Raw genomic sequence first — 16228 nt, forward strand, 5'->3', positions numbered from 1 at the left:
TTCAGTCCTTTCGGGTGCCACTAGCTGCGCAGCCGTTCCATGGCGGGGTCGAACAGGGGCTCCTCGGCGACCACGGCGGTCACCCGCCGGTCGAAGTAGCCGATCTCCAGCGTCCGTCCCGGGGTCGCGAGCTCGGCGGGCAGCCAGGCGTAGGCGATGCCCTTGCCGATCGTGTGGCCGAAGGCCGCGCTGGTGACGTAGCCGACGCTCGTGTCGCCGTCGTAGACCGGCTCCCTGCCCATGACCACCTGCGTGGGGTCGTCGACGGTCAGGCAGGTGAGGCGGCGGCGCACGTTCTCCTTGCGCCGCTCCAGCGCCTCGCGGCCGATGAAGTCGCCCTTGTCCATCTTCACCGCGAACCCGAGCCCGGCCTCGTACGGGTCGTGCTCGAAGGTCATGTCGGTGCCGAAGGACCGGTAGCCCTTCTCCAGCCGCAGGCTCGCGAAGGCGCCGCGCCCACCGGCGAGGATGCCGTGCCGCTGCCCGGCCTCCCAGAGCGTGTCCCACAGCTTGGCGCCCAGGTCGGCGGTGGTGTAGAGCTCCCAGCCCAGCTCGCCGATGTACGACAGCCGCAGCGCGGTGACCGGCACGGTGCCGATGTACGCCTTCTTCGCCCGGAAGTAGCGGAAGCCCTGGTTGGAGAAATCGGCGTCGGTCAGCGGCTGGACGAGGTCGCGGGCGCGAGGGCCCCAGACGCCGAGGCAGCAGGTGCCTGACGTGATGTCGCGGACCATGACCGAGCCGTCCGCGGGCAGGTGGCGGTGGAACCAGTCGAGGTCGAGGTTGCCGTTGGCGCCGACCTGGAACACGTCGCGGCCCAGCCGGGCGACGGTCACGTCGCTGCGGATGCCGCCGTCCTCGTCGAGCAGCAGGCAGTAGGTCACCGAGCCGACCGACTTGTCCATCTGGCCGGTCGTCAGCCGCTGGAGGAAGGCGAGGGCGCCGGGACCCGCGACCTCCAGCCGCTTCAGCGCCGTCATGTCGTACAGCGCGACGGACTCGCGGGACGCCTGGGCCTCCGCGCCGACGATCGGCGACCAGTAGCGCGCCGCCCAGTCGTTGGGCGTGGGGATGTCGCGGCCCTCCAGCAGGCGGGCGTTCGCGCCGTACCACTGCGGCCGCTCGTAGCCGACGGCCTCCAGGAAGAAGGCGTCCAGCTCGCGCTGCCGGGTGTGGAAGGGGCTGAGACGCACCGGCCGCGGCTCCTCCATCGGCTGGAGCGGGTGGATGATGTCGTAGACCTCGACGAAGTTCTGGCAGTCGCGGGCCAGCACATACCCGGGCGCGAGCTGATGCGGCTCGAACCGGTTGACGTCGCACTCGTGCAAATCAAACGAGGTGCAGTGACCGTCGACCAGCCACTCGGCCATCGCCTTGCCGACGCCCGCGGAGTGGGTCACCCAGACCGCCTCGGCCACCCAGAAGCCCTTCACTTCGGGGGACTCGCCCATCAGCGGCATGTGGTCCTGGGTGAAGGAGAACAGCCCGTTGATACCCTCGTCGATCTTCGCGGCGCGGGTGCCGGGCAGCAGCCGCCGGGTCTCGGTCCAGGCGTCCTCGAAGTCCTCGGGGGTGAACGTGAGGACCGACGGCATGACCTCGGCCTCGTCGACCGACAGCAGCTCCTCGGGGCGGATCGGCATCGGCCGGTGGCCGTAGTAGCCGATGCCGATGCCGTCGAACCGCTGGCGGTAGTAGAGGTCGGCGTCCTGGTGGCGCAGGATCGGCAGCGTCGCCTCCTCCTCGCGTCCGGCGAGGTCGGGCACCTGGCCGGTCCAGGCGAGCTGGTGCGCGAGCGGGGTCAGCGGCAGCGGCATGCCGACCATCCCGGCGACCTTCGGGCCCCAGATGCCGGCGCAGCAGACCACGACGTCGGCGGGAATCTCACCCTGGTCGGTCACCACGCCCGCCACCCGGCCGTCCTCGGTGCGGACGTCGAGCACCTCATGCCGCTCCAGCACCCGCACGCCACGCGACCGCGCCCGCCTCAGCTGGGCGTCGACCGCGCGTACGGCCTTGGCGAGGCCGTCGGTGGGGATGAGCAGGCCACCCAGCACGGCATCGGGGTCGACCAGGGGGTGGTGCTCGGCGCACTCGGCGGGGGTGAGCAGGCGCGACTCGACGCCCCAGGACGTGGCCCAGCCGTGCCGCCGGTGCAGCTCGGCGAGCCGTTCCGGGCTGGTCGCGACCTCGAGCCCGCCGACCTGGAGGAAACAGGGCTCGCCGTCGAGGTCGAGGGAACAGAGCTTCTCGACGGTGTAGCGCGCCATCTCGGTCATCGTCTTCGATCCGTTGATCTGGAAGACCAGTCCCGGGGCGTGTGAGGAGGAGCCCCCGGTCGCGGGCACCGGGCCCTGGTCGACCACGGTGACGTCCGTCCAGCCCCGGGCCGACAGTTCGTCGGCGAGCGCCGCACCGACGACGCCTGCTCCGATGATGACGACGCGCGGGCCCGTCATACCCACCTCCGTTGCTGCATATATTGTTGCGCAATTCGCAACGTTATGCGTTTAACGCAACAAGCGTGACGCGTCATATTGCGGGTGTCAAGCATCAAAAACAGGACAAAACCACGCCCCCGCCGGGAGCGTAGTGGCGCGGACCCGGCGTGGTATCCGAGCGTCAGCCGACCTGCTGCTCCTCAATGCTCCAGCGAATCCCGCGCCGGGCGAGATATTCAAGGAAGTCCAGGGAGTCGAACGCCTGGGCGGGGGCGAGGATCCCCGCCTTGGCCGGCTCGGCGACCAGGCGGCAGGCGCTCTCGGCGGCGATCGCCGCAGTGGTGCCGTAGGTGTCGGCGCCCCGCACGACGCCGCGGGCGCGGCGGCCGTCGGTGCCGAGGGCGTCGAGCACGTAGGTGAAGCGCTGCCCTCGGCGGCTCTCCTCACTCGGCCCTTCGGGAAGGCTCGCGACGACCTCTGCCGGCACCGGGCTGTTCAGCCGCTCCACCATCTCCGCCTCGGCCAGCCCCTCCATGTGCCGAACGGCGACGTGTCGCGGGACGGTGACCACCTCCGGCAGGGGGAAGCGCGCCACCGGGGTCGCCCCGGGCTCCCCCGGCAGGGTGACCGCGCTGCGCCGTGCCGGGATGCCCGGTCTCCACGCTCCGTCGTCATAGGCGAGTCCGCCCGCCCTGACCGACTCGATGGTTTCGATCACCGAGCGCAGCGAGCCGCGCGACGGTCCGCCGCCCCCGACGATCACATGGGTGCCGGCGAGCTCGTCCAATGGCCCGATCCGGGCGGCGAGAAGGTGGGCGAGGAGGTCGGCAGGCAGGCATGCATCGGTGGTGGCGGGCACGACGGTGACACCGGCCGCCTCCGCCGCCGCCGCGAAGGTCTCGAAGACGCCCTTGATGTAGAGCTGCTCACCTGCGGTGTCGACATAGTGCGATCCACCCGTGATAGCGGCGCGCACCACGGCCGCGCCCGATGGGGTGAAGGGTCCGGCGCAGTTGACGACCGCGCCGCATCCGCGCAGTGCCTTGACGAGCCCGGGGTGGTCGTCGACGGTGGCGACACGCTTTTCCGCATCATCGAGGCCGACCGAGGCCGCGGCCTGCGCCAGGCGGACGGGGTCACGGCCGACCAGGACGGCCTCGATGCCGCGCCGTGCCAGCTCGGCGACAACGAGCTTCCCCTGGTATCCGTTCGCGCCGAAGACGGCGATCTTCATGTCAGGTCTCCCGAAGTTGCGATCCGGCGCCGTGCGGATCACAGCGCCTATCGCACCGTAAAGCTGCGCACAAAGACGACTGAATACCTGAATAGCTCGACTGTTTGCGTCATCGTCTTCCGATGAGCGACGTCGGTTACGGTGACCGGATGGATGTCCTGTCAGACGTGGTCAGCACGGCCCGCACCGGCCGGCCACACGCGGCCCTGGTCGCGCGAGTCGCTCCTTTCTGCCGCTGGTTTCCCGCCTCACAGGCCGCCGGGTTCCACGTGGTTCTCCAGGGCACGTGCTGGCTCCTGCCACTGGAGGCGGAGCCGATCGCGCTGGGGCCCGGCGACGTGGCGTTCTTGCCGCGCGGCTCCGCCCATGGCCTGGCCGACGCCCCGTCGACCCCGGTGAGCGATTCATCGGCGCCCCTCACCGGGGTCCGGCATGGCGACGAGGAGCTCCCCGCCGACCGGCAGCCGACGGCGGTCATGCTCTGCGGCGCCTATCTGCTGGACAGGTCCCGATCCCATCCGCTCCTGAGCGACCTGCCCGAGGTCATCCACCTGCCTGCCCGGGTGGGCCGGCATCCGGAGCTGCGCGCGGCAGTCGACCTCCTCGGGACCGAACTGCGGCGCCCGCCTCGTCCCGGCGCCGATGCCGTGCTCCCCACACTGCTGGACCTGCTTCTGCTGTACGTCCTGCGGTCCTGGTTCGGCGAACGGCGTTCCTGCGACGACTCCCGCACCGGCTGGGTCGCGGCCCTGCACGACCCGTCCGTCGCGGCCGCTCTCCGCGCCATCCATGCGGACCCGGGCCGGCAGTGGACCGTCGAGGAGCTGGGCCGGCAGGCACGCCTGTCCCGCGCCGCCTTCGCTCGCCGCTTCACCCAGCTGGTCGGGCGGCCGCCGCTGACTTATCTGACCTGGTGGCGCCTGACCACCGCCGCCCGGCTCCTGCGCACCTGCGACGCCCCCGTCAGCACGATCGCCCAGCAGGTCGGCTACACCTCGCCGTACGCCTTCACCCACGCCTTCAGACGCCAATACGGAACACCGCCAGGGGCCTACCGGAGCCACACCGGCTGAACCACGAGGGCGGGCGGAAGAACGTGCCCGGCGCCGATCAGGGGCTTCTCCGCCTTTTGCACTTCCTACCCAAACCATCCCATTCGGGCAGATACCTCTCGGGCTGCCGCCATGACCTGCTCGGCTACCGCGGCGATCGCCGTTTCGGGCATCCGGAAGGTCGGGCCGGACGCGCTGAGCGAGGCGATGACGGAGCCGTCCGCGCCGAGGACGGGCGCCGCGACCGCGCTCAGGCCGTCCTCCAGTTCGTCCACCGCCGTCGCGTACCCGCGGAGGCGCACCTCGGCGAGTTCCGCGCGCAGCCGGCCGGGGTCGGTGACGGTCCGGACGGCGAGGACGGGCAGCCCGGCCGCGATCACCTCCTCGCACAGCGCGGCGGGCGCGTGCGCGAGCAGCACCTTGCCGTTCGACGTGGCGTGCAGGGGGATCCGCTGACCCACCCAGTGGTGGAGCTGGAGCGCCGACGGCCCGGCGACCTGGTCGACGTACAGGGCCTCCCGATCGGCGAGGACGGCCACGTTGACGGTCTCCCCCACCGCGCGGGCGAGCGCCGGCGTGACGGCGCGGCTCTCGCGCACCAGGTCGAGCCGCGCGCTGGTCGCCCCGGCGAGCCTGACCACGCCCACGCCGAGCCGATATCTGCCGCGGTCGCTGTCCTGCTCGACCAGATCGTGGCTCTCCAGCGTCGCCACCAGGCGGAACGCGGTGGACCTGTGCACGCCGAGGCTGGCCGCCAGCTCGCTGACGCCGAGCTCGCCGTCCCGGGCGAGCAACTTCAGGATGGTGAGCGCGCGGTCGACGGACTGTACGGCCGCCCTGTCACCCGAGCTGTTGCCCATGGCACAACTCTACGCGGATTACGCACAAGACTCTTGACCTGTCCCACCCGACGAGTCACTCTGTTGCGTATACGTCACCATGTTGCGTATGGCGCACTCAGGAGGCTTCATGTCCGCTCGCCCGGGTCGCGAGTTCGTCCTCACGTTCTCCTGCGTCGACCGGCCGGGGATCGTCTACGCGGTGAGCGGCTTCCTCGTCCAGCACGCGGGCGACATCCTGCAGAGCCAGGAGTTCAACGACCGGACGAACGGCCACTTCTTCATGCGGGTCCACTTCGCGGTGCCCGAGGGCCGCGGCGACATCGAGGAGCTGCGCCGCGGCTTCTCCTACGTCGGCGACTCCTTCCACATGACCTGGCAGCTCAAGGACGCCGTGACGCCGACGAGGACCCTCGTGCTCGTGTCGAAGTTCGGCCACTGCGTCAACGACCTGCTCTACCGCCAGCGGGTCGGCGCGCTGAACGTCGAGATCCCCGCGATCGTCTCCAACCACCGGGACCTCGAACCGCTGGCCGAGTTCTACGGCGTGCCGTTCCACCACGTGCCCGTCACGTCCGGCACCAAGCCCGAGGCCGAGCAGCGCATCCTCGAGCTGGCCGAGGAGCTCGACACCGATCTGGTCGTGCTCGCCCGCTACATGCAGATCCTGAGCGACGACATGTGCAAGCGCCTGGAGGGCCGGGCGATCAACATCCACCACTCGTTCCTGCCGGGGTTCAAGGGCGCCAAGCCGTACCACCAGGCGCACGAGCGCGGCGTCAAGCTGATCGGCGCGACCGCGCACTACGTCACCGCCGACCTCGACGAGGGGCCGATCATCGAGCAGGACGTGGCGCGCGTGGACCACTCGCTCGACCCGGGCGAACTCGTCACCGTGGGCCGCGACGTGGAGGCGCAGGTACTGGCCAGGGCCGTACGCTGGCACAGCGAGAACCGCGTGCTCCTCAACGGCGACCGCACCGTCGTCTTCCGCTAGACCTCTTTCCACCGGCCCCGGCATGGCCTTGCCGGGGCGTTTTCGCTTTCCGCCTGACCGGTGAGTCGCTGAACCTTAATGCGGCCCCAAAATGACAATTCAGATGGAAGGGGGCGCATGATCACTGTAAGTTCATACCTCACATGTCGTCCCTATACAGGAATAGATAATGACGGAAACCCCCCAGCAGCCCTCGACATACGGCCAGAAGGCCGCAGGCGCGGGCAAGGTCTTCGGTAAGCGCCTCGTCGCCTATGCCGTCGGCGCCGCCGTTCTCGCCGGTGGCGGCTTCGCGTACAAGCAGCTGACCGGAGCTCCCGAGATCGCCAAGGCCGGCGACTGCATGTCCGGCGCCACGGCCGACGAGCTCAAGGTCGTCTCGTGCACCGACCCGGCCGCCACGCTCACTGTCGAAGGCCGCATCGAGGGCAAGACGGAGCAGGAGTGGGACGCGGACAAGGACGGGAAGATCTGCTCGGCCTACTCGAAGGCGGACCAGACTTTCTGGGAAGGCGAGGAGGGCAAGGCGGGCTACGTGCTCTGCCTGGCACCAAAGAACTGAATACGCTTCCCTGCCTGAATTGAAGGCCGGAGTACTTGGGACTGACCCGGTACAGCAGGACCGGCGTCCGTTCGGAACGCTCGGCCGGGGTCTTCCCGGCCGAGCGTCCCGCACAGGCCGAGACGACCCCTCAGGCCCACGCCCGGCCATTCCACTCGGGCGGCGTATAGCGCGTGAACATCTCTGTACGTCCCTGGAGCGCGTCCTGGACGGCCTCCTCGTAACCTGGACGGGCGTAGGCCATCGCGCGCAGCCGCCACTGACGCAGCAGCGTCTGCACCTGCTTGAAGCGGGCCAAGTCGTGCGCGGCTTCCAGAGCCTCCTCATACTCCGCCCGGAACGTGGCCCGGTGCGACGGCGGAAGCGCCTCGAAGATCGCAGCCGGGTCCTCACCGGGATCACGGGGCCCGACGGGATCCACAGGCTGAGCAGTCATGTCAACCAATCTGTCTTGCGCCGACAGCGGTATCTCATGAGACGTGAAAGGCTGCCCACAGCAAAGGAGGTGTCCCTCCGAACAGCCTCCGGCCTCAAGGCACCCCTGCGAGAGGTGGCCCCAGCGGTCGTCGTGCCCCGCGCCGCGGGTCGTCCAGGTCCGCCGGCGACACGGCTGGCATGTGGATGAACACGTCCCACAGGTAGTCGGGACGCGCCGCCTTCAGTGCGACATTGAAGAGGGAAGATTCGACGCCCAACGTATCGGTACACGCATCGAGTTGCATCACCCGCAACGAAAGATCTCCCTGCGGAATCCCGATGACGCCCCAGCTCAGCGTTGCGTCACGCGCTACAGTCCCGCTATGAGCAACGACGCTTCCGCCGCCAGGCCCGAGGCCAACGGCGGCGGCGTGCAGTCCGTGGACCGGGCGATCAGCATCATGGAGATCCTCGCCAGCCGTGGGGAGGCCGGGGTCACCGAGATCGCCGCCGAGATCGAGGTCCACAAGTCGACCGCGTTCCGCCTGCTGGGCGCCTTGGAGGCCCGCGGGCTCGTGGAGCAGACCGAGGACCGCGGCAAGTATCGCCTCGGCTTCGGGCTCGTCCGCCTCGCCGGCAGCGTCTCCATGCGGATGGACGTCACCCAGCAGAGCAGGCCCGTCTGCCAGCGCCTGGCGGAGGAGATCGGCGAGACGGTGAACATCGCCGTCCTGCGTTCGCACTACGCGGTCAACCTCGACCAGGTGCGCGGCCCCTCCGCCGTCACCGCCTACAACTGGGTGGGTCAGCTCACGCCCCTGCACGCGACGTCGAGCGGCAAGGTCCTGCTGGCGTACGTGGACCGGCAGCGCCGCGACGACCTGCTGCGCGTCTCCGGCCTCCAGCGCTACACGCCGAACACGGTGACCTCGGTGGAGGACCTGGAGCGCGAGCTGGCCGAGGTGCGCGAGCACGGCTACGCACTGACTCGCGAGGAGCTGGAGGTGGGCCTGAACGCGCTCGCCGCTCCCGTCCGCTCCTTCGGCGGAGAGGTCGTGGCGGCGGTCAGCGCGTCAGGGCCCGCCTACAGGTTCAGCGAGAGCCGCATGCGCGAGCTGGCTCCCGTCCTCGTCAAGGGAGCCGAGGAGATCAGTCACCGCCTCGGCGGATAGCCGTCGCCTCGGCGGCGCGGCGCAGCCGTACGACGACGCTCTTGGACGTGGGCGTGTTCGACGTCTCCGCCACCGAGTCCAGGGGCACAAGCACGTTGGTCTCCGGGAAGTAGGCAGCGCAGCAGCCTCGCGCCGTCGGATAGGCGACGGCCCGGAACCCCTCGGCCACGCGCTCGCCGTCCGGCCACTCGCTGATGAGGTCGAGCATGTCGCCGTCGGCGAGACCGCGCTCGGCCAGGTCGTCGGGGTGGACGAACACCACCCGCCGCCCGTTGGAGACGCCGCGGTAGCGGTCGTTCAGCCCGTAGATCGTGGTGTTGTACTGGTCGTGGCTGCGCACGGTCTGCAGCAGGAGGCGGCCCGGGGGCACGCGCAGCACCTCCAGCGGGTTGACCGTGAAGTTCGCCTTCCCCGTGGCCGTGGGGAAGCGGCGCTCGTCGCGCGGCGCGTTCGGCAGCAGGAAGCCGCCCGGCCTGCGCACCCTCGCGTTGAAGTCGCCGAACCCGGGCACCACCCGCTCGATGCGCTCCCTGATCGCGTCGTACCCTGCCTCGAACTCGGCCCACGGCACGTGCGGGTCGTCGCCGAGCAGCTCACGGGCCAGCCGGCACACGATGGCCACCTCGGACAGCAGCGCGTCCGACGCCGGGCGCAGCCGCCCGCGCGAGGCGTGCACCGCGCCCATCGAGTCCTCGACCGTGACGAACTGGTCGCCGCCTGCCTGGACGTCCCGCTCGGTGCGGCCGAGCGTGGGCAGGATGAGCGCCTGCTCGCCGCACACGGCGTGCGACCGGTTCAGCTTGGTCGACACCTGCACGGTGAGCCGGCAGCGCCGCAGGGCCGCCTCCGTCGCGGCGGTGTCCGGCGTCGCGGAGACGAAGTTGCCGCCCATGGCGAAGAACACCCTGGCGTCCCCGTCGCGCATGGCGCGGATGGCCTCCACGGTGTCGTGACCGTGCTCGCGCGGCGGCGGGAAGCCGAACTCCTTCTCCAACGCATCGAGGAACTCCGGTTTGGGCTTCTCGTAGATGCCCATCGTCCGGTCGCCCTGCACGTTGGAGTGCCCGCGTACGGGACACACGCCCGCGCCGGGACGTCCCACGTTGCCGCGCAGCAGCAGGAAGTTGACGATCTCCCTGATCGTCGGGACCGACTTGCGGTGCTGGGTGAGGCCCATCGCCCAGCAGACCACGACCGAGCGGGCGGCCAGCACGTCGCGGGCCGTCTCCTCGATCTCGGCGCGGGTCAGCCCGGTCGCCTCGAGCACCTCGGCCCAATCGAGCCCGCGCACGTGCCCGTCCCAGGCGTCGAAGCCGTGCGTGTGCGCCTCGACGAACTCGCGGTCCACCACCGTGCCGGGCGCGGCGTCCTCGGCCTCCAGCAGGAGCAGCGACAGCGCCTGGAACAGCGCCAGGTCGCCGCCGAGGCGGATCTGCAGGAACCGGTCGGACAGCGCCGTGCCGCCGCCCACGACTCCGGACAGCCGCTGCGGGTTGCGGAAGCGCATCAGCCCCGCCTCCGGCAGCGGGTTGACCGCCACGATCCGGGCGCCGTTCCGTTTGGCCCGCTCCAGCGCGGTGAGCATGCGCGGGTGGTTGGTGCCGGGGTTCTGGCCGACCACGAAGACGAGGTCGGCCCGGTGCAGGTCCTCCAGCAGCACCGTGCCCTTGCCGATGCCGAGCGTCTCGGTCAGCGCCGAGCCGCTCGACTCGTGGCACATGTTGGAGCAGTCGGGCAGGTTGTTGGTGCCGAAACGGCGGACGAGAAGCTGGTAGGCGAAGGCGGCCTCGTTGGAGGTGCGGCCGGAGGTGTAGAAGACGGCCTGACCGGAGTGGTCGAGCGCGCGCAGTTCGCGCGCGACGACGCCGAAGGCGTCCTCCCACGAGATCGGCTCGTAGCGGTCCGAGCCCGCCGGCTTGTACATCGGCTCGGTGAGCCGGCCCTGCTGGCCCAGCCAGTAGTCGCTGCGCCGGGCCAGCTCGTCCACCGGATGCTCCGCGAAGAAGTCGCGGGTGACCCTGCGGACCGTCGCCTCCTCGGCCACCGCCTTCGCGCCGTTCTCGCAGAACTCGGCGGGACTGCGGTGGCCGTCGCCCTCGGGCCAGGCGCATCCCGGGCAGTCGAAGCCGGACTTCTGGTTGACCCGCAGCAGGGTCAGCACCGTCCGCCCCGCGCCCATCTGCCGATACGCCGTGCCGAGCGCGTGGCCGACCGCCGGGACCCCGCCCGCCCAGGTCTTGGGCGAGCCGATCTCCAGACGTTCGTCTCCTACGTCCTCCCGAGGCGCCTCACGTGTCACGCCGCATCTCCTCCGAACTCACTCGCCGAGCTTCCCACGCACCCAATCATGGAACAGGCCGATGTGGTGCTCGCTCGGCACCAGCACGCCGCCCTTGGCGTACGTGCGCGAGCTCATCGACGGCTGGGTGCGCTCGCAGGCGTCGAAGTCCTGCTCGTTGACCCGGTGGAACAGCTCCACCGATCGGCTGATGTCCTTGTCCGAGGCCACGACCTCCGGCAGGTAGAGCCAGTCGCACTCCACCACCGTGCGGTCGACCGCGAGCGGGAACATCCGGTGGATGATCACATGGTCGGGCACCATGTTGACGAACACCTGCGGCTTGATCGTGATCGCGTAGTAGCGCCGGTCCTGATCCTCGCTGATGGTCGGGATGCGGTCGAGCCCCTCGGAGCCGTCGACCGTGAACCCCTGGATGTCCTCGCCGAACAGCGCACCGTGGCCCACGTAGTACTGCGCCGCGTAGCCGTCGGCGAACTCCGGCAGCACCTCGGTCAGCTCGGGATGGATGGTCGCGCAGTGGTAGCACTCCATGAAGTTCTCGACGATGAGCTTCCAGTTCGCCTTCACGTCGTACACGATCCGGCGGCCGAGCGCCAGGTTGGCGACGTCGTAGTTGTCGAGGGAGGCCACGTCGCCGAGACGCGTGCGCACCTCGCCGAGCACGGTGTCCTCGAACGAGGGCGGCTCGTCGGCCAGGCACACCCACACGTAGCCCAGCCACTCCCGCACCGCCACGTTGACGAGGCCGTATTCGACCCGGTCGAGGTCGGGCATCTTGGTGAGGTTGGGGGCGGCGATGAGCTTGCCCTCCAGGTCGTACGTCCAGGCGTGGTACGGGCACTGGAAGGCCCGCTTGACCTCGCCGGAATCCTCCGTGCAGATCCGGGCGCCGCGGTGGCGGCAGACGTTGTAGAACGCGCGGATCGAGTTGTCCCGCGCCCGCGTGATCAGGATGCTCTCCGTGCCGACCTGGACGGTCCTGAACGCCCCGGGCTTGGGCAGGTCGGCGGCCCGGACCGCGCAGAACCACATCGACTCGAAGATGCGCTTCTGCTCCAACGCGAAGACCTGGGGATCGGTGTAGTGCTCGCCCGGCAGCGTGGCAATCAGGCTGGGGGGCAGGCTCGTGGTGCTCACTTGGGCTCCTGGTGGTCGTGCACAGTGATCGTGCGTAGCGCGTCGCGGATCTGAGATGGTCAGGGGCAAGCCGGTCACGCTCGAGAGCCGGCCAGTGTGGAGAGCCGGTCAGAGCACCACGACGGAGCGCAGCACCTCGCCGCGGTGCATCTTCTCGAAGGCCGCCTCGACGTCCTCGAGCGCGATCGTCTCGGTGACGAACGCGTCCAGGTCGAGCCTGCCCTGCTGGTAGAGAGACACGAGCATGGGGAAGTCGCGGCTGGGCAGGCAGTCGCCGTACCAGGAGGACTTGAGCGCGCCGCCGCGGCCGAAGACGTCGAGCAGCGGCAGTTCGAGCTGCATCTCCGGCGTCGGCACGCCGACGAGCACGACGGTCCCGGCCAGGTCGCGAGCGTAGAAGGCCTGCTTGTACGTCTCGGGACGCCCGACCGCCTCGATCACGACGTCGGCGCCGAACCCGCCGGTCAGCTCGCGGATGGCCTCCACCGCGTCGGTCTCGCGGGAGTTCACGGTGTGCGTGGCGCCGAAGCGGCGGGCCCATTCGAGCTTGGTGTCGTCCACGTCGACCGCGATGATCGTGGTCGCGCCGGCCAGGTGCGCGCCCGCGACGGCCGCGTCGCCCACGCCGCCGCAGCCGATCACCGCGACCGTGTCGCCCCGGGTCACCCCGCCGGTGTTGATGGCCGCGCCGAGCCCCGCCATGATCCCGCAACCGAGCAGGCCGACCGCGACCGGCGACGCGCTCGGGTCGACCTTGGTGCACTGGCCGGCCGCGACGAGCGTCTTGTCGGCGAACGCGCCGATCCCGAGCGCCGGGGACAGCGGGGTGCCGTCGGCCAGCGTCATCTTCTGGGTGGCGTTGTGGGTGGCGAAGCAGTACTGCGGGCGTCCGCGCAGGCAGGCGCGGCAGGCGCCGCAGACCGCGCGCCAGTTGAGGATCACGAAGTCGCCGGGGGCGACGTCGGTCACCCCCTCGCCGACGGCCTCGACCACTCCGGCCGCCTCGTGCCCGAGGAGGAACGGGAAGTCGTCGTTGATGCCGCCCTCGCGGTAGTGCAGGTCGGTGTGGCACACCCCGCAGGCCTGCACGGCCACGAGTGCCTCACCCGGGCCCGGGTCGGGGACGACGACGGTCTCCAGGCTGACCGGCTGTCCCTTGCCCCTCGCGACGACCCCGCGGACTTCGTGCGCCATGGTCTCTCTTTCCCTCGATCAGTCAGCGTGCATAGTTGTGCAAGACGAAACACATAGCACTATGCGCAACAGATTGAGGCCGTGCAGGGCCAGTGTCAAGGGGCGAAGTAAGTTGTCGCCCTGCGGTCAGGCGGCGCGCGGGCACACGCCCCCGCCGATCAGCGGGACCCCTGCTCCAACTGGGTGACGACCGGGGAGAGCAGGTCGTTCAGCTCGCGTACGAGGACCGCGAGCGCGCGGTGCGCCGTCTCCGCCAGGTCGTGCGCGGGCCCGTCCGGCGCGGCGGGCAGGTCGTCCAGCGGCACCGGGGCGTCCACGACCAGGGTCGGACGAAGATAGGGAACCTTCGCGAGGTCCTGCTCGGCGGGCTCGACGAACTGGCCGAAGATCTCCGGCCAGTCCCGCCAGCCGCGGTCGCGCCACCAGTCACGCGACACCGTCAGCGCGGCCGGCGGCGGAGAGACGATCGTGACGCGCGCCGTCAGCGACCCGTCCCAGGTGTTGCGCTCACAGGAGGCGGACAGGATCCGCCGGTGCCAGCGCACGAACCCCGGCGAGGTCAGGGGTGGAGTGGCGATCCGCCAGGCCGCGCACGCGAACGCGACCGGGGCGATGTCACCCCACGCCCCCTCGAACTCGCCGATGTTCTCCCACACGCGCTCGGAGTAGTGGCTGACGCCGCTGTAGCGGACGCGCTCCCGGTCGGATCGGCCGTCGATCCAGAACGCCTGCTGGCCGGCCATACGCCGGGATCAGCCGTTCGACGCGGTGGTGGTCGGCGCGGCGACGGCGGCAGGCGCGGTCTCGCCGGTGAAGGTGAACTTCGCGGCGTCGCCTTCGCCCTCGATGTCGATCTTGACGACCTGGCCCGGCCGCAGCTCGCCGTAAAGGATCTTCTCCGACAGCGTGTCCTCCAGCTCCCGCTGGATCGTGCGCCGCAGCGGACGGGCGCCCATCACCGGGTCGTACCCGCGGTCGGCCAGCACCTGCTTGGCCGCCGGAGACACCTGCAGGCCCATGTCGCGGTCCTTGAGCCGCTCGGCCACCTGGGCGAGCATCAGATCCACGATCTGGATGATCTCCTTGGGCGTCAGCTGGTGGAAGACCACGATGTCGTCGACGCGGTTGAGGAACTCCGGCCGGAAGTGCTGCTTGAGCTCCTCCTGCACCTTGACCTTCATCCGCTCGTAGGTGCTCTCCTCGTCGTTGGACTTCGCGAAGCCCAGCCCCACCGCCTTGGAGATGTCCCGGGTGCCGAGGTTGGTCGTCATGATGATGACGGTGTTCTTGAAGTCCACCACCCGACCCTGGGCGTCGGTCAGCCGACCGTCCTCCAGGATCTGCAGCAGCGAGTTGAAGATGTCCGCGTGCGCCTTCTCGATCTCGTCGAACAGGACCACCGAGAACGGCTTGCGCCGCACCTTCTCGGTCAGCTGGCCGCCCTCTTCGTACCCGACGTAACCCGGCGGGGAGCCGAACAGCCGCGAGACGGTGTGCTTCTCCATGAACTCCGACATGTCCAGCATGATCAGCGCGTCTTCGTCGCCGAACAGGAACTCCGCCAACGCCTTGGACAGCTCGGTCTTACCGACACCCGACGGACCGGCGAAGATGAACGACCCACCCGGACGGCGCGGGTCCTTCAGACCGGCGCGCGTGCGGCGGATCGACCGCGACAGCCCCTTGATCGCGTCGTCCTGACCGATGATCCGCTTGTGCAGCTCGTCTTCCATCCGGAGCAGCCGCTGGGACTCCTCCTCGGTCAGCTTGAACACCGGGATGCCGGTGGCGATCGCCAGGACCTCCGCGATGAGCTCCTCGGTCACCTCGGCCACGACGTCCATGTCGCCGGCCTTCCACTCCTTCTCCCGCCGCTCCCGCTTGAGCTGCAGCTGCTTTTCCTGATCCCGCAGCGCCGCGGCCTTCTCGAAGTCCTGCGCGTCGATCGCGGACTCCTTCTCCCGCCGCACGTTCGCGATCTTCTCGTCGTACTCGCGCAGGTCCGGCGGCGCCGTCATCCGGCGAATCCGCAGACGGGAACCGGCCTCGTCGATCAGGTCGATCGCCTTGTCCGGCAGGAACCGGTCGCTGATGTACCGGTCGGCCAGCGTCGCCGCGGCCACCAGCGCGCCGTCGGTGATCGACACCCGGTGGTGCGCCTCGTAACGGTCCCGCAGACCCTTGAGGATCTCGATCGTGTGCGACAGCGACGGCTCGGCCACCTGGATCGGCTGGAACCGGCGTTCCAAGGCCGCGTCCTTCTCGACGTGCTTGCGGTATTCGTCCAGGGTCGTCGCGCCGATCGTCTGCAGCTCGCCCCTCGCGAGAGGGGGCTTCAGAATGCTCGCGGCGTCGATGGCGCCCTCGGCGGCGCCCGCGCCGACCAGCGTGTGCAGCTCGTCGATGAACAAGATGATGTCGCCGCGGGTGCGGATCTCCTTGACGACCTTCTTCAGGCGCTCCTCGAAGTCACCGCGATAACGGGAACCGGCCACCAGCGCACCCAGGTCGAGGGTGTAGAGCTGCTTGTCCTTCAGCGTCTCGGGCACCTCACCCTTGACGATCTTCTGCGACAGGCCCTCCACCACGGCGGTCTTGCCCACACCAGGCTCACCCACCAAAACCGGGTTGTTCTTGGTCCTGCGGGAAAGGACCTGCATGACCCGCTCGATCTCCTTGTCCCGGCCGATCACCGGGTCGAGCTTGCCCTCCCGCGCGGCCTGCGTCAGGTTACGCCCGAACTGGTCCAGCACAAGCGAGGTCGACGGCGCCGACTCCTGCGGCCCGCCCGCCGCCGCCGGCTCCTTGCCCTGATAACCGTGCAGCAACTGAATGACCTGCTGACGCACCCTGTTCAGATCAGCGCCCAGCTTCACCAGCA

13 protein-coding genes are annotated in these 16228 nt (G+C 69.8%); 4 read left to right on the forward strand and 9 right to left on the reverse strand.

The annotated features are described in order from the left end of the window. Positions 1-20: 20 nt before the first annotated feature. Together QSK36_RS24520 and QSK36_RS24525 are read right to left on the reverse strand one after the other, a co-directional pair. The gene (locus QSK36_RS24520; RefSeq protein WP_285784011.1) at positions 21-2459 is read right to left on the reverse strand and encodes a GcvT family protein; all 2439 of its coding nucleotides are present in this window, start codon (positions 2457-2459) and stop codon (positions 21-23) included. A 163-nt stretch (positions 2460-2622) separates the two neighbouring features. Continuing rightward, positions 2623-3675: a saccharopine dehydrogenase family protein gene (locus QSK36_RS24525; protein WP_285784012.1), complete on the reverse strand. Its 1053-nt coding sequence runs from the start codon at positions 3673-3675 to the stop codon at positions 2623-2625. Positions 3676-3824: 149 nt separating this feature from the next. On the opposite strand from QSK36_RS24525, the gene QSK36_RS24530 reads away from it, so the two are divergent. Continuing rightward, positions 3825-4748, forward strand: coding sequence for an AraC family transcriptional regulator (locus QSK36_RS24530; RefSeq protein ID WP_285784013.1), 924 nt, complete (start codon positions 3825-3827; stop codon positions 4746-4748). Between the two features lie 65 nt (positions 4749-4813). Here the strand turns inward: QSK36_RS24530 and QSK36_RS24535 are convergent, their stop codons facing one another. After that, a complete protein-coding gene (locus QSK36_RS24535; RefSeq protein WP_285784014.1) occupies positions 4814-5587 on the reverse strand; it encodes an IclR family transcriptional regulator in 774 nt (257 codons plus the stop codon). Positions 5588-5696: 109 nt separating this feature from the next. Here QSK36_RS24535 and purU point away from each other — a divergent pair, with 109 nt between their 5' ends. Next, on the forward strand, positions 5697-6563 hold the full coding sequence (gene purU, locus QSK36_RS24540) for a formyltetrahydrofolate deformylase (protein ID WP_139575736.1): 867 nt from the start codon (positions 5697-5699) through the stop codon (positions 6561-6563). Between the two features lie 169 nt (positions 6564-6732). After that, positions 6733-7125, forward strand: a complete 393-nt coding sequence (locus QSK36_RS24545) for an LppU/SCO3897 family protein (protein ID WP_182904183.1) — start codon at positions 6733-6735, stop codon at positions 7123-7125. Between the two features lie 130 nt (positions 7126-7255). Here QSK36_RS24545 and QSK36_RS24550 read toward each other — a convergent pair whose 3' ends face one another. After that, on the reverse strand, positions 7256-7561 hold the full coding sequence (locus tag QSK36_RS24550) for a DUF6247 family protein (protein WP_285784015.1): 306 nt from the start codon (positions 7559-7561) through the stop codon (positions 7256-7258). 364 nt (positions 7562-7925) lie between these two features. Between QSK36_RS24550 and QSK36_RS24555 the strand changes: the two genes are divergently transcribed. Beyond that, complete coding sequence (locus tag QSK36_RS24555; RefSeq protein ID WP_221263439.1) at positions 7926-8714, forward strand: IclR family transcriptional regulator; 789 nt, start codon at positions 7926-7928, stop codon at positions 8712-8714. On the opposite strand, the gene QSK36_RS24560 is transcribed toward QSK36_RS24555, so the two are convergent. The 5 genes from QSK36_RS24560 to QSK36_RS24580 form a co-directional block, all read right to left on the reverse strand. Then, positions 8692-11013: an FdhF/YdeP family oxidoreductase gene (locus QSK36_RS24560; RefSeq protein WP_285784016.1), complete on the reverse strand. Its 2322-nt coding sequence runs from the start codon at positions 11011-11013 to the stop codon at positions 8692-8694. The genes QSK36_RS24555 and QSK36_RS24560 overlap by 23 nt on opposite strands. Before the next feature lie 18 nt (positions 11014-11031). After that, a complete protein-coding gene (locus QSK36_RS24565; protein WP_285784017.1) occupies positions 11032-12153 on the reverse strand; it encodes an aromatic ring-hydroxylating oxygenase subunit alpha in 1122 nt (373 codons plus the stop codon). Positions 12154-12261: 108 nt separating this feature from the next. Next, positions 12262-13347, reverse strand: a complete 1086-nt coding sequence (locus QSK36_RS24570; RefSeq protein ID WP_285784018.1) for an S-(hydroxymethyl)mycothiol dehydrogenase — start codon at positions 13345-13347, stop codon at positions 12262-12264. Positions 13348-13505: 158 nt separating this feature from the next. Continuing rightward, complete coding sequence (locus QSK36_RS24575; RefSeq protein WP_183535135.1) at positions 13506-14090, reverse strand: hypothetical protein; 585 nt, start codon at positions 14088-14090, stop codon at positions 13506-13508. Between the two features lie 9 nt (positions 14091-14099). Further along, positions 14100-16228, reverse strand: a 2129-nt coding sequence (locus QSK36_RS24580) for an ATP-dependent Clp protease ATP-binding subunit (protein WP_285784019.1), incomplete at its 5' end; no start/stop codon positions are given.

Source organism: Microbispora sp. NBRC 16548, from assembly GCF_030268985.1.
Lineage (GTDB): Bacteria > Actinomycetota > Actinomycetes > Streptosporangiales > Streptosporangiaceae > Microbispora > Microbispora catharanthi.